Here is a 13,605-nt window from a genome sequence, read left to right on the forward strand (position 1 = left end):
CAGGCAGTATTTGCAGCTTACCGACGTCGCGAAATAACATCGGCAATACAGTCTTCCACCCATAACAGCAGACGTCAGTGGCCACAACTGCCGTTGACGTCTGCTTGCAACCACTTCCGCTGCGCCTAATCAGAACCCTAAAAAACCGAGGCGAACCTGCATGATAAAAACCCTGCTCAACCCAGGCCTGAAGCCAACACACATCATTACCAGCATCAAAACACTGAATATGAAAGCAGAAATAAAAAGCCTGGCAGACCAATTACCCAAACAAACAACCACTGCTTCAGAAACAGCTTATCGCGCCGAACTCATGAAACTTGTAAACATCCATACTGGAACACTGACATTACACTGCAACCAAAATGGAAATATCAGCCTCAAGGTGCCGGACAATGCGGCGGCGCCTGAACAGCTGTATTCCGTACCTGGGAACAGTATCTTATTTTCTGTCAACGACGAATCGTTCGCCCTTCAACTTTACGAGCTCGAAGATGAACATCTGGCTCGTGGAAAGCGGGTTATCGTGGATGCCAAAAACCCGTTGTTCATCGATGGCACAAAGACCCTGTTTGATAGCAATGTGGACGGTACTGGACACTCTGCATTCATCGGCAGTCTGAACTTCCCCGACCAGCATGCCGACATTAACGTGTTCGATCGCGTGTCATTGCAGAAAACCGGCTGGTTCCCCCATGACGATAGCGCCGCCCGCTACCTGGTCAGTCTGGAACTGTTGGAAGCAGCCGGAGATCCCGGCGCCGGACAGGTGGCCGAGGAACTGATTTATCACTACCACCCCGCCGTCGCCTGGAAGGCGTTCCAGCTCATTCATCTGGTCAATCCCGCCACAGCACTGGGTTATGCGCCGCTTTTGAGAAAACAGCAGAACACCCGACTCAATAACTTGCTGGATCAATACATGGGTGAGAGGGCATGAAACTGACCACCTTTGTCGAACGCATGAACACTTACGACCTCCATCAAGACTCATCACGCATCATCGCGGACCTGCGCGAACTCGCCACCCACAGAGCATTGCTGAGCGAGCATCTTTACAACACCCTCCAACGTGACGGCTACAGCACCAAAAACAGTTTGTATAACGCCTATGCCTTCGTTCTACATTCCTCGGATGCCTACACCGTGCGCCTGGGTTTCTGGGCCCCGGTATCGAGCGATGACGAAAGCGAAACCTTTATCTACCACCTGAACCACACCCACGATTTCGAGATTTACGCGGTAGGTTACAGCGGCGACGGCTACACCACCGTCAAGTGCGACATCCTTGATCCAAGGCCCTTACAGGCAGGGATCCGCCCTCCGTTGGGCGAAGAAACAACATTCAAACTCACTCAAGGCGAAGTGCTGCACATGCCGCCTTATTATCAGATTCATCGGCAACTGCCTCCCCGGGAAATGTCTTCTTCACTCAGCCTGATCATTCATGCGCCGCCAATACCTACAGCCCAAGCCTGGTGTTTTGACGGGGATTACTTGCCGACGTATCCCGGCATTGCAACGGAGGAAACAGCGCTCTACGAACACACGTTGTCATTGCTGGAGGCGGAGTAGCTGAACACGTTGCGGGCAATGTGATGTCTTGATAGCAAGCCCCCCCTGCCTGCCCCGAATCAACAGCCTTTGGTCCGAAGCCATCCAGCGTCGGTGTCCCCACGCCTGCCGACAGGCTCGCCATCAGGAGAATTTTTGCCTTGCCGGTGCCCTTCAGGGTCGCGATCACATGGTTGCTTTTGTCTGGCGTGTTCGGCACGAGCTCGATGGCGCTGACTTGGGTCAGGCCCGGGAGTCGATGATCACCAGCCGTTCCAGCAATTTCAGGGCGTCACCCTGGTACTGTTCAGCGTCGGCGCGACACTCTTGCCCCACCACTTGGCACCTCGCTTAGACTCGGTGTGCCCTCAGTCCGGCATTGCTCCGCAGGTCGCCGCGATGGGCCATCCCTGGCCTGGCTTTCCAATCGGCTCGCCGTAAGGGCGAAACCAATAGCCGCCGCTACCGCACAAACGGATATGCACACAACCCACAACCTGAACATCTTAGATCGCGGTGCAACATAAGGACTCTTACAAGCGATCGGAGATTGCCTTCAGACCGAGTCGATCAGCTCATGATGTGGCGCACCAATGCCGCTGCAGATCACGCGATTGCGCCCCGTTGACTTGGCTTCGTAGAGCGCCTGATCGGCGTCATTGAGCCACAGCGTCGCGTCGGTGTGCGCGGGGTTGAAAGCGGCAAGACCGATGCTCAGGCTGACGCTCAGCGCCGGGTTCTGCTCGTAGCCGAGGGTGGCGAAGCGATCTCGCAGGGCATCCATGGCGACCGCAGCGTGGTCGAGCGCAACGTCCGGGAGGATCACGCAAAACTCGTCGCCGCCGTAGCGCCCTGCGACATCCGTCACCCGCAGGTTCTGCTTGAGCATTTTGCTCAACTGTCGCAACACGATGTCGCCGGCGACATGGCCGTAGGTGTCATTGATGCTTTTGAAATGGTCGATGTCGATCAGCGCGATCGCCCCGCCCTGATGCTGACGTTTGCAGCGCTGGAATTCGACCTCCAGCTGGTCCTTCCAGGCGCCGTGATTGAGCAGACCCGTCAAGCTGTCGGTACGGCTCAGGGCCAGTAACTCGCGCTTATGCCGGCCCAGCGTGGTGGCCTGGCGAAAGCAGATCCAGCCGAGGGCCATGGGATACAGGCACAGCAACGGCAGACACGCATACAGCTGCAACTGGCTGGTTTCCGGAATAAAGGTCGGTGCAAACACCACAAATCCGATGCCGATTCCGAGGATTTGCGCGACCGTCCCGGCCAGCATGAAGCGCAGACCGCCAATCGCTACGTTGTTCATGGCCATCAAGGCCAGCGTTGCCACACTCGGCAGCGGGTTGAACTGCATCGCGGCGACCCAGACGCCGCCGAGAAAGGCATCGACCATCAGGTTACGGTGTTCGGCGTGATAAGGAACCGGTGCCCGACGCGCCCATTGGTAAGCGACATGCGGCCATAAAACGCCGTTGAAGAGCATAAGCCCCCATACCCACAGCGCAGGATCGAGCGGGTACATCGCAGCACCTACACACAGCAACCCAAGCGTCAGCCCCAGCGTTCGCGATGCGTAGAGCCTCCTGGTCAGTGAAGTTCCTTTTCCCCCCGTTTTTCCCATTGGAGCCTCTGTGCCACTCAATGAATCCTGCAGATACCCAGTATCAGGTGTGCTGGGAGTCTAACAGGGCGACGTCAAATAGCCATTACCGGTTGACTCCCTGAATACCCCCCTATTGCCGCGAGGCGTGCGTCGAATGTTTGGCTATACATGAAGGGTGGTTTCAACAGATAACGATAAAAAAAGGCGGCCCATGCAAACTTTTCAGGTACTGATCATCGGCAGCGGTTTTGGCGGGCAGTGTGCGGCGATCAATTTGCTCAAGGCCGGTATTGATGATTTTCGACTGCTGGAACGGCGGGATTTTTTCGGCGGCACCTGGTGCCAGAACACCTACCCCGGCGCGGCCGTCGACGTGCCCTCGCCGCTTTATTCGCTGTCCTTCGCCCCGTACCCCTGGACGCAGATGTTCGCCGGACAGGCCGAGCTGCACCAGTACACCCAGCACGTAGTGGATCAATTCGGTCTGCGCGACAGAGTCGAACTGGCGGCGAACGTCGAGCGCATCGAATGGGACGACACGGAAAAACGCTGGGCCGTGCACACCGCTAACAAAGGCACGTTCCATGCGCAGTTCCTGATCAATGCCACGGGGCCGCTGAGCCAACCTGTCATCCCACACTTCGAGGGCCAGGAGCGCTTTCAAGGCAAGACGTTTCACACCAACAACTGGGATCATTCATACGACTATCGGAAAAAACGCGTGGCCATTGTTGGCAGTGGCGCCAGCGCGGCCCAGGTGATTCCAGCGATTGCACCGGACGTCGAGCATTTGCACGTGTTCCAGCGCACACCGCATTGGGTGCTGCCACGGGGTGACCGCTTTTTTGGGCCGCTCCAGCGCTGGCTGCTGGGTCTCAAACCGGCTTACAAGCTGCTGCGCTGGATGATTTACTGGCAATTCGAAACCCGGGTGATTGCCTTCAAATACTCGAAACCGGCGATCCGGATGGTCCAGCAACATGCCCTGCGCTTCATCAAACGGCAGGTCACCGATCCCGAACTCAGACGCAAGCTGACGCCGGATTACGCCATCGGCTGCAAACGGGTGATCGTTTCCAGCACGCTCTACCCCGCACTCGGCCGCTCCAATGTCACGTTGCACAGCCGCGACCAGGGCATTGCGTCCATCGACGAAACCGGCATCGTCACCAAAGACGGGCAGCACATCGACGTGGACCTGATCGTCTGGTCCACCGGTTACGACGCCACCGACGGGGTGATTTCCTACCCGGTGAGCGGAAAAAACGGCAAGCAACTGAGGGATTTCTGGGCGACTTACCCTCGTGCTTACCTGGGCACCAGCCTCCCGGACTTCCCCAACCTGTTTATCGTTACCGGGCCGAATACCGGCATCGGCCACACATCGGCGCTGTTTATCATCGAATCCCAGATGAATTACATCCTCGATTGCATTTGCACACTCAAGAAACAGGGTTTGCGCAGCATCGAAGTTCGCCCCGAGGCGGAACGTACCTACACTGAAATGATCCACCGGGAAATGGAACGCACTGTGTGGAAGTCCGGAGGCTGCCACAGTTGGTATCAAAGCAAGAGTGGCCACGTAGTCGCGATGTTTCCCGGGTTCAGTTTCAGCTACCACCGACTGACCCGAACGCTGAAACCTGCGGATCACATCCTGTCCTGATCAGAGAAGAGGGAGACGTCTGATGCTTTTGTTGGTTGTCGCAATCGCGGTGTTCGCGGCCTGGAGCTGGTTGAGCTATCCGGCCATCGGTTACTGGCTCTACGACTTGAACATGGCGGCCGAAGCCAAGCTGTATCGGCTGCACAAGATCGTTGTGCCAATCGCTGAAATGACCGTTTCAACCTGGCAAGGCGGACCTTACGAAGCGTCCAGCAGCGTGCTGATGCTGCATGGCTATAGCGGCGACAAGAACCTCTGGCTGCGCTTCGCCCGGCATTTTGTCGGCACCTATCGAGTGATCATCCCAGACATTGCCGGGCATGGAGAAACCGGGTTCAAGGCGGGCGGCGGATATGACATCCCTTTGCAAGCGAAGCGGATGATCCAGTTACTCGACGTCTGCGGGGTCGAGAAGGTGCATGTAATCGGCAACTCGATGGGCGGCTACATGGCGGCCTGGCTGGCGGCGACTTATCCGGACCGTATCGCGTCGGTCGCCCTGATCGACCCGGCGGGCGTTACCGCCCCCGAGGTCAGCGACCTGGAACGCCAGCTGGCCAAGGGGCACAACCCGTTCCTGATCAACTCGCGTGAAGAGTTCCGGCGTTTCTACGCCATGACCATGGCCGAGCCCCCCTGGGTCCCGGGCGTGGTGCTGGACGCCATCGCCCAGCGTTATGAACAGTACCGGGATGAGCTGGAAGAAATCTTCAGGGATTTCCGTGCCAGCCCGCCGATGGAGCCGAAACTGGCCGACATCAAGTGCCCGGCCCTGTTGCTCTGGGGGCGCAAGGATCGTTTGATCGACGTCAGCAGCGTGGCGGTCTGGAGCAAAGGCATCGAAGATCTGCGTGTAGAGATCTGGGAAGGCGTCGGCCATATGCCGATGGTCGAGGCACCCGCGGGTTCTGCGCGCCTGTATCGGGAGTTTTTGGCATCACAGCGCCTTGAGAGTCCTCAGGACCAGCGAATGCACTGAGCATGCAGTCCTTTGCAGAATGAGGTCCGTAAGATTCTTCGTTTGTCGGCGTCGTGGAAGGCTGCGATCTTTTCTCCCATCCTTCACGTCACCGCGCCTGGAATCCTTTCATGAGCCACCCACGTTTTGACAGCCCCGACCTGATCCGCCAACGCTTTTCCAAAGCGATGTCCGACATGTACCGCGAAGAAGTGCCGCTGTACGGCGCGCTGATGGAACTGGTGGAGAGGACCAACCGGCATGTGCTGGACAGCGATCCGCACATCGCCAGGCAATTGAACAGCACCGGCGAAATCCAGCGTCTGGACCTGGAACGCCACGGTGCTATTCGCGTGGGGACGGCCAATGAACTCGCGACCCTTGCCCGTTTGTTCGCGGTGATGGGCATGCAGCCCGTCGGCTATTACGACCTCACTCCAGCCGGCGTGCCGGTGCATTCCACAGCGTTCCGCGCGGTGCATGAAGACGCGTTGCAGGTCAGCCCCTTCAGGGTATTTACCTCGTTGCTGCGCCTGGAGCTGATCGAAGACCCGGAACTGCGTGCCTTTGCCCAATCGGTGCTGGATAAACGCGCGATCTTCACGCCAACTGCGCTGACCCTCATCGAACGGGCTGAATCCGAGGGCGGCCTCACCGAACAGGAAGCACAGGACTTCGTCCTGCAGGCACTGGAAACTTTCCGCTGGCATCACAGCGCGACCGTTACCGCCGAGCAATACCAGAAACTCAGCGCCCAGCACCGCCTGATCGCCGACGTGGTGGCGTTCAAGGGCCCACATATCAACCACCTGACGCCACGGACTCTGGACATCGACCTCGTGCAGGCACAGATGCCGGCCCATGGCATCACGCCCAAAGCAGTCATCGAAGGCCCGCCGCGCCGTCAGTGCCCGATCCTGCTGCGTCAGACCAGTTTCAAGGCATTGGACGAGCCCGTTGCTTTCACCGACCAGACCGGGAGTCACGGTAGCCACAGTGCACGTTTCGGTGAGATCGAGCAGCGCGGCGCCGCCCTCACACCGAAAGGCCGGGCGCTTTATGATCGTTTGCTCAACGCCGCCCGGGACGAACTCAATGAATTCCCTAACGAAGGTAATGCCGCACGCTACAACGCACTGATGACGCAGCACTTTGGCGAATTCCCTGACACGGTAGAGGGAATGCGCCTTCAAGGACTCGCGTACTTTCGCTATTTCGTGACGGAAAAAGGCCTGGCGACGAGTGAGCTTCGGCAGGCGTCGCTGGAGGACTTGCTCATCAATGGCCATCTGCGCGTGGAGCCACTGGTGTACGAAGACTTCCTGCCGGTCAGCGCGGCCGGGATTTTTCAGTCGAACCTGGGGGATGCGGCGCAAACTTACTACGGCGAGCATTCGAACCGACAGGCGTTCGAGAACGCGCTGGGGCGATCAACCATTGATGAACTGGGGTTGTATGCAGAGACGCAGCGGCGTTCCATTGAGGAATGCTTTTCAACACTAAATTCCAGATGACCCACCATTTTTCGATGTACACCAACCCGCAGGAGCCCGGACGATGCGACAAGCCAGGCTCCTACAAGGTTCGTGGTTACTTCAGTTTCGCCAGGAGCGCTTCAGCGGTGGCCTCGGACGACGCCGGATTCTGCCCGGTCAGCAACAAACCATCGGTCACCACATAACTCGCCCAATCATCGCCCTTGGAGTAAATCCCGCCCTTCTCCTTGAGCATGTCCTCCACCAGAAACGGCACGATGTTGGTCAATTGCACCGCTTCCTCCTCGGAATTGGTGAAACCGGTCACCCGCTTGCCTTTGACCAATGGCTCGCCATCTGTACCCTTCACATGCCGCAACACACCTGGCGCATGACAGACCGCTGCCACCGGTTTACCCGCCTTGTACAGCGCCTCGATCAACGCGATCGACGTCTTGTCTTCGGCCAGATCCCACAACGGACCATGACCACCCGGATAGAAAACCGCGTCGTAATCTCCGGCTCGCACGCTGCTCAGCAGCGCTGTGGAGGCCAGCGCAGACTGCGCAGCTGAGTCTTTACGAAAGCGATCAGTGGCCGCGGTCTGCGCGTCCGGCTCGTCGCTTTTGGGGTCCAGCGGCGGCTGGCCACCCTTGGGTGAGACCAGCGTCAGTTGGGCGCCGGCGTCTTTGAAGGCGTAATACGGTGCGGCGAACTCTTCCAGCCAGAAGCCGGTTTTCTTGCCTGTGTCGCCCAATTGATCATGGGACGTCAGAACCATCAGGATTTTCATGTCGCGCTCCTTGAATTCGGAAAATGTTCGGTCATCTCGACGCGATTTTTTTGACCACAGGGTTGCGCAGTTCGTTGCACCTGTCATGCGGGCGATTGCGTCGACAACGCGCCAGGAATAAAAAAACGCTCGCTCAAAACGAAACTCTAGAGAAACTCAAGAAGGGTGTGCATTTCGAGTGAGAAACCAAGCAACAATAAAAAACGGACGATTAAACAACTACCGGTTTTTTTGCTTTAGGAACTTACGGACCTATGCACCTGGAGAAGGTGTTCGCCCAGTGTAATGGCCTCGGCAATCCTTGCACTGGTAAAGAGCCCTGCCACTGGGCGAACGGTGGGTATATTAATAGAACTTCTTGCCATTGTCCGCGCACAGAACATGAAATTTATCGGGTTATGATTGAATGTCACCCGACTTACATACACCACTCAAACGCTCCAGTCCGACCCTAAAACTGATTGTCCTTGTACAGAATATCTGTACAAGAACAATCGGCGTATAGATTTAATACTTAACTTCAGTGCTGAGTGGCCACTTTCAATATATCGGTGTAAGTCACGACCACACTCTGCCCTGTTTTCAAATCCTTCAGTTTTTTCTGGATTTCAGGCTTTTCCACCGTCACGACTTTCGACTTACCTGCGGGGTTCTCGAAGGTCAGTTGATTTTTCTTCAGATCGATAGCAGTGATTTTCAACTGGACTTGCACCTGACGGTAGGCTTCACCGCCTGGGTTGGGATTGTCTTTTGTCGCGCGGATAACGCCGGTGCGTTCGGTGGAGCCTGGCAGGCCTTTGTCGACGTCGGTGTCGAGGTACGCCGCCACTGAATGGATAACGTCGACTTGTACTTTGTCACCGACTTTCAGGTTGCCCAGATCCTTCGCCTTATCACTCAGTTGCACATGAACCTCACGACCTTCCGGCCCTTTGAGGACAACTTGATGATTGGCGGCATCGACCGATACGACCTCAGTGACGACCTGATCGTCTTCCACGGTGGCTGACAACGGGATATCCGCGGCGATGGCGCTGAAACTGGCGGCGGACAGCACGGTGGCGAGGGTGATGGCTTTGGTCAGTGCGTTGAGTTTCATAAGCAGTACATTCCCTGTGATGGATGGCAGCGCGGGGCTCTGAATCAAGGATCAGCGCCGTCCGTGCCCCTCAGCATAGACGCAGTTTTCGCATACGGTGGAGGATCGCAGGCTTCGCCCGCTACTGAAGGGTAATGCGATCTGTTGATGTTAATACCCGGTCATTTCCAGATAGCCCTGCCCCGCGTGACTGCCGCTCAGGCGCACCGGACCTTCCCAATAGGGAATGCGCAAATCCATCCAGGCATTCGGGTTCAGCGCAGAAATGACGATATCGAGCTGCTTGCCGGGGATTTTGATCGACCAGCGCACGGGCATCGAACGCCCGGCGATCTTCGCGGTGTCTTGCGGCGTAAGGCTGATATCGGCCGCGTGTAGCAGTTGGGGCTGACCCTGCGCGTCGATCCACGTACCGGTGAGATACGGCTCGCCATTCTTCTGCCGCATGCGGTAGAGCATCACCTGTTCGCCGCTGTCCAGGTGCAGGGAAAACCAATCCCAACCGCTCTGGTTGGCGGTGAGCGGCTGGCTGCTCCACTCACGGTCGAGCCATGCCGGGCCGCTGACCTGATAGGTCGTGCCGTCGATGTCCAGCGTACCGCTGGCCTGAAAAAAAGGCTGGCTGTAATAGTACGACGCCTGGCCCTGCTCGGATTTCTGGCTGAAACCCTTGTCGCCTTGAAGCACCAACGGTCGCGTGGACGTCAGCCGTAACGCGTAGCCAAATCCCTTGTCGCGCGCGCTAAGTTGCAGATCAGCCAAAACAGCATTCCCCTGACTGCTGAACCGCCAATCGTCGATCCACGCATCGAACGGCTGAGCATTCACCCCCGCCTGACCGATGCCGCCACGGGCATAGCGTTCAGCCGCGTGGTGCGCCGTCGCCGACGTCACCGCCGCGTGGCCCAGCCAGATTGCCGGGTTCTCCCACCCCGTCACCTCGGGCCTGGCGTTCAACGCGCTGCGGAACAACGTCCATTGCACGCCAAACTCGCGCCCCTGAGCGTCCTTGAGGTTGGCGGTGACGTACCACCATTCGATGCGAAAACCGTCGTGAGCACCGTGATCCGCCGGAAAACTGAACACGCGCCCCGGCACCACCGGGGTAAACGCGGCGGCTTCGCCACCAAGACCGGCGAAGCCTTTTTCACCCGGTGCCGGGTCATCGCAGCCGCTCAAAAGCAGCATCAGCAGCATCAGCAGCATCAGTAGCAACCCGCCGAGCTTAATCCTCATGGGCAAACGTCCTCAGCAAGTCTGCGGGTTGCGTGCGATACAACGAATACAGCGGCCACGCCGACGCGAGTAATGTCGCCAGCAACGCCAGCCCCATCAACTGCAACAGCTGCCACGGAAACAGGCGCAACGGCAGGCGCCAGCCGAAGGCCTGAACGTTGATCACGGTGTCCAGGCACCACGCCAGCGCGATGCCCAAGGGCAATGCCAGCACCAGCGTCAGCACCGCCAGCAACCAGGTTTGCCCGAGGTTGAGCAGCATCAATTGCCGGCGCGTCACGCCCAGCGCCCACAATGGCGCCAGTTGTCCGAGACGGCTTTGGCTCTGGGTCAACAGACTGATGAACAACGCCACGCCTGCGACGCCGAGGGTCAGGCTGTTCAACGCGGCGGTGGCGGCGAAGGTGCGCTCGAACACTTGAGTGGACCAGCCCTTGAGCCGGGCCTGATCGACGATACGGCTATCGTCCAGCACGAAACGTGTTTGCAGGGTTTTCAGGAACGCCGGGATCAACGGCGGCTCGATGCGCAGGTTGAATCGATTGGGCGTCAGTTGTGGCCAGCCGCGCAGCAGGTGGTCGGCGTTGACCAGGATGTGGCCCTTGGGGTTGCCGTAGTCGGCGTAGATGCCGACGATCCGCGGCGACCAACTGCCGGTGGGCGTGGGCAGCGTGAGGTGATCGCCAAGACGGACCTTCAGGCGCCGCGCCAGTTGTTCACTGAGCATCAGCGCGTCGTCCTTGGCCAGTCGATCCCATGGGTTGTCACCCACGGCTTCCAGCAGTGGCCAGTGCTGGCGATACGTCGGGTGATCGATCACGCCAAACACATCCGCCGGCCAGCCCTGCAACTGGATCGACACCTGCCAGTTGGGCAGCACCGCGCTGAGGCTTGGTTGCTGCTTGAGCCAGCTCTGCAGCTCTCGGGCCTGGGCCGGGTTTTGCGGGTTCACGTACAGCTCGGCGGTCAGGCGTTGTTCGAGCCAGTCGCTGAAGGTCTGGCGAAAACCGGCGGTCATGCTGCCGGCGCCGATGTTCGCCGCCAGTGCCAATAGCAGTGCCATTAACGCCAGGCTGAGGGCCGGCAATTGTTGGCGGCAATCGGCGAGAAACCATTGACCGAGCACTGAACGGCTGCGATGCAGCAACAGGTTCAGCAGCGTGTTGAGCAGCACCGGCAACGCCAGCGCGGCGCCGATCAGCAGCGCGGCCATGAGCACAAAGCCACTGGCGAGGCTGTCGCCCCAAATCAACGCCAACAGGGCGATCACGGCGGCCGTCGCCGCGACCCACCCCTGGCGTCGCAACCAGCGCGCGTGGGCCTGATGCCAGGCTTGCGGATCGGCCAGGGCCAGCAACGGCAAACGCGCCGCGCGCAGCAGGCTGTTGGCCCCGGCCAGCAACGCGCCGAGCAGGCTCAGGCCGACACCGCTCAGCCACCACCAAGGACTGAGGCTCAATTGCCCCGCCACTTCGGCGCCGTACAAACCGCGCAGACTGGCAGCGACGTCCGGCAGCAGCACGCTCGCCAGCCAGTAGCCGCTGGCGACGCCGAAAAGTCCGCCGATCAGCGCCAGCGCGCCGAGTTCAATCGACAGGCAAGCCATCAGCGTGCGAGCGCTGACACCGCAAGCGCGCAAAGTTCTGAGCAAGCCGCGACGTTGCTCCAGCGCGAGCCCGATGGCCGCGTGAACAATGAACAGGCCAACGACAAAGGAGAGAAACCCCAAGGCGTTGAGGTTCAAGTGGAAGCTTTCGGTCAGGCGCGAGAGATTGTTTTCCTCGCCGCTGCTCCTGAATTGTAGTTGACCCTTGAACGGCTCAGGCAGCTTCCCGGCGTAATCCCTGGGCAGCAGCAGCCGCGACAGTTGATCCGGCAACCCCAGAATCTGCTGGGCAACGCCGATGTCCACCAGCAATACGCCGGGGGCCATGTCTGTTTGCAGGTGCAGTGGCGGCAGCGCCACGCCGTTCTGGCTTGAAGGACGTTCGCCCTCGCGCAATCCCAATGCCTGCAACGTTTGCGGTGAAATCCAGGTACTGCCCGGCGGGCTGAAGAAGCCGACAATCTGCTCGATGGACAACGCCCTCCCGGCCACGGCGGAATTCGCCGGCAGTGACACGGGCTCGATGCCCATCAATTGCAGGCGCTGATCTTCGTGGCCCTTGAGCGTCACCCGGCCTTGCAGCACCGGCGACACTGGCCAACCGGCGCGGCGCAGTTCGACAAACAATGACTGGGCAAACGTCCCGCCGCCGGGCGCACTCAGGCTCGCCTGAGGTTCGCCGCCGATCAACTGACTGGCCCGCGCGTAACTTTCCCGCGCCTGGCTGTTCAGCGCCTGGACCCCGGTCAGCAGGCTGGTGGCGAGCCAGAGCCCGGTCAGCACGCTGAAAAACTGCACCGGATGCTGCCGCCAGTGGCTGAGCAGCGCGCGCAATGTTTCACGAAAAACCCGCACCTCAGCGCGCGTCCACGCCAGCCAGGCGACCACGATGCAAGACGACTTTTTCCGCGAGCCGCGCCGCCACTCTTGGACTGTGGGTAACCATCAACAAGGTTGTCGTCGGACTGTCATCGAGCAGTTCCAGCAATAACTTCAACACTTCATCACTGGTGGCTTCATCAAGGCTGCCGGTGGGTTCGTCGGCTAGCAACAGCTTGGGTTGCGACGCCAGCGCCCGACCCAGCGCGACCCGCTGCTGTTGCCCACCGGACAACTGCTCCGGATAACGGCGCAACACATCACCCAATCCCAGGCGTTTGACCAGATGCGCCTGCCAACGCGCATCATGCCGCCCCGCCAGCCGCGCCTGGAACGCCAGATTGTCTTCCACACGCAAACTGCCGATCAGGTTGAACTGCTGGAACACCAAGCCGATTTCGGTCCGTCGCCAGTTCGCCAGTTGCCCTTCGCTCATCTGTTCGAGCTGATGCTCGCCACTGCGAATGCTGCCGCTGTCGACCTTGTCCAGCCCGGCAATCAGGTGCAGCAACGTGCTTTTGCCGCTGCCCGACTCGCCCATCAGCGCCAGGCTGCTGCCGGGTTTCAGCGTCAGGTCGACACCTTGCAGCACCGGCAACGGGCCTTGCGGAGTGGCGAAGCTTTTGAAAACGCCTTGGACCGAAAGCATGGGAAAACCTGTTTGAAGGGCGTGGGGGCAAGGATAGCGGGCATGCATGGTTTTTGTCCTTTGGCGATTGCGGCCGCG

The 13,605-nt window shown here is 59.2% G+C and carries 11 protein-coding genes and 1 pseudogene; 5 read left to right on the top strand and 7 right to left on the bottom strand.

The window, feature by feature from the left end; translation table 11 throughout:
- The first annotated feature begins 160 nt into the window (after nt 1-160).
- Both ACYZT4_RS09955 and ACYZT4_RS09960 read left to right on the top strand, forming a co-directional pair.
- On the top strand, nt 161-940 hold the full coding sequence (locus ACYZT4_RS09955) for a hypothetical protein (protein ID WP_461987365.1): 780 nt from the start codon (nt 161-163) through the stop codon (nt 938-940).
- A complete protein-coding gene (locus tag ACYZT4_RS09960; RefSeq protein WP_461987367.1) occupies nt 937-1,575 on the top strand; it encodes a transposase in 639 nt (212 codons plus the stop codon). Before ACYZT4_RS09955 ends, ACYZT4_RS09960 begins: the two co-directional genes overlap by 4 nt.
- 112 nt (nt 1,576-1,687) lie before the next feature.
- On the opposite strand, the pseudogene ACYZT4_RS09965 reads toward ACYZT4_RS09960, so the two are convergent.
- Nucleotides 1,688-1,875 (bottom strand): annotated as a pseudogene (locus ACYZT4_RS09965) (glutamate carboxypeptidase); the annotation flags it as partial.
- A gap of 235 nt (nt 1,876-2,110) precedes the next feature.
- Entirely contained in the window at nt 2,111-3,184 is a 1,074-nt protein-coding gene (locus tag ACYZT4_RS09970) for a diguanylate cyclase (RefSeq protein ID WP_461987369.1), read from the bottom strand.
- A 193-nt stretch (nt 3,185-3,377) separates the two neighbouring features.
- Between ACYZT4_RS09970 and ACYZT4_RS09975 the strand changes: the two genes are divergently transcribed.
- From ACYZT4_RS09975 to hglS, 3 genes are all read left to right on the top strand, one after another.
- Nucleotides 3,378-4,832 (top strand): flavin-containing monooxygenase, encoded by a 1,455-nt coding sequence (locus ACYZT4_RS09975; protein ID WP_461987371.1) that lies wholly within the window; start codon nt 3,378-3,380, stop codon nt 4,830-4,832.
- A 22-nt stretch (nt 4,833-4,854) separates the two neighbouring features.
- Nucleotides 4,855-5,811, top strand: a complete 957-nt coding sequence (locus tag ACYZT4_RS09980; RefSeq protein ID WP_461987373.1) for an alpha/beta fold hydrolase — start codon at nt 4,855-4,857, stop codon at nt 5,809-5,811.
- Between the two features lie 110 nt (nt 5,812-5,921).
- Nucleotides 5,922-7,304, top strand: coding sequence for a 2-oxoadipate dioxygenase/decarboxylase HglS (gene hglS, locus ACYZT4_RS09985; RefSeq protein WP_461987375.1), 1,383 nt, complete (start codon nt 5,922-5,924; stop codon nt 7,302-7,304).
- A gap of 76 nt (nt 7,305-7,380) precedes the next feature.
- Here the strand turns inward: hglS and ACYZT4_RS09990 are convergent, their stop codons facing one another.
- The 5 genes from ACYZT4_RS09990 to ACYZT4_RS10010 form a co-directional block, all read right to left on the bottom strand.
- Nucleotides 7,381-8,058: a type 1 glutamine amidotransferase domain-containing protein gene (locus ACYZT4_RS09990; RefSeq protein ID WP_461987376.1), complete on the bottom strand. Its 678-nt coding sequence runs from the start codon at nt 8,056-8,058 to the stop codon at nt 7,381-7,383.
- Nucleotides 8,059-8,578: 520 nt separating this feature from the next.
- The gene (locus ACYZT4_RS09995; protein WP_461987378.1) at nt 8,579-9,157 is read right to left on the bottom strand and encodes a hypothetical protein; all 579 of its coding nucleotides are present in this window, start codon (nt 9,155-9,157) and stop codon (nt 8,579-8,581) included.
- 150 nt (nt 9,158-9,307) lie between these two features.
- On the bottom strand, nt 9,308-10,393 hold the full coding sequence (locus tag ACYZT4_RS10000; RefSeq protein ID WP_461987380.1) for a lipocalin-like domain-containing protein: 1,086 nt from the start codon (nt 10,391-10,393) through the stop codon (nt 9,308-9,310).
- Entirely contained in the window at nt 10,383-12,854 is a 2,472-nt protein-coding gene (locus ACYZT4_RS10005) for an FtsX-like permease family protein (protein WP_461987382.1), read from the bottom strand. Before ACYZT4_RS10005 ends, ACYZT4_RS10000 begins: the two co-directional genes overlap by 11 nt.
- Nucleotide 12,855: 1 nt before the next feature.
- On the bottom strand, nt 12,856-13,527 hold the full coding sequence (locus ACYZT4_RS10010; RefSeq protein WP_461987384.1) for an ABC transporter ATP-binding protein: 672 nt from the start codon (nt 13,525-13,527) through the stop codon (nt 12,856-12,858).
- Nucleotides 13,528-13,605 lie beyond the last annotated feature (78 nt).

Source organism: Pseudomonas sp. GB2N2 (genome assembly GCF_054897705.1).

Excerpts from the sequence above, each read along its gene's own strand:
- ACYZT4_RS09960 (WP_461987367.1), top strand. The coding sequence starts at position 937 with ATGAAACTGACCACCTTTGTCGAACGCATGAACACTTACGACCTCCAT.
- ACYZT4_RS09980 (WP_461987373.1), top strand. The coding sequence starts at position 4,855 with ATGCTTTTGTTGGTTGTCGCAATCGCGGTGTTCGCGGCCTGGAGCTGG.
- ACYZT4_RS09990 (WP_461987376.1), bottom strand. The coding sequence starts at position 8,058 with ATGAAAATCCTGATGGTTCTGACGTCCCATGATCAATTGGGCGACACA.
- ACYZT4_RS10010 (WP_461987384.1), bottom strand. The coding sequence starts at position 13,527 with ATGCTTTCGGTCCAAGGCGTTTTCAAAAGCTTCGCCACTCCGCAAGGC.
- ACYZT4_RS09955 (WP_461987365.1), top strand. The coding sequence starts at position 161 with ATGATAAAAACCCTGCTCAACCCAGGCCTGAAGCCAACACACATCATT.
- ACYZT4_RS09970 (WP_461987369.1), bottom strand. The coding sequence starts at position 3,184 with ATGGGAAAAACGGGGGGAAAAGGAACTTCACTGACCAGGAGGCTCTAC.
- ACYZT4_RS09975 (WP_461987371.1), top strand. The coding sequence starts at position 3,378 with ATGCAAACTTTTCAGGTACTGATCATCGGCAGCGGTTTTGGCGGGCAG.
- ACYZT4_RS10000 (WP_461987380.1), bottom strand. The coding sequence starts at position 10,393 with ATGAGGATTAAGCTCGGCGGGTTGCTACTGATGCTGCTGATGCTGCTG.
- hglS (WP_461987375.1), top strand. The coding sequence starts at position 5,922 with ATGAGCCACCCACGTTTTGACAGCCCCGACCTGATCCGCCAACGCTTT.
- ACYZT4_RS09995 (WP_461987378.1), bottom strand. The coding sequence starts at position 9,157 with ATGAAACTCAACGCACTGACCAAAGCCATCACCCTCGCCACCGTGCTG.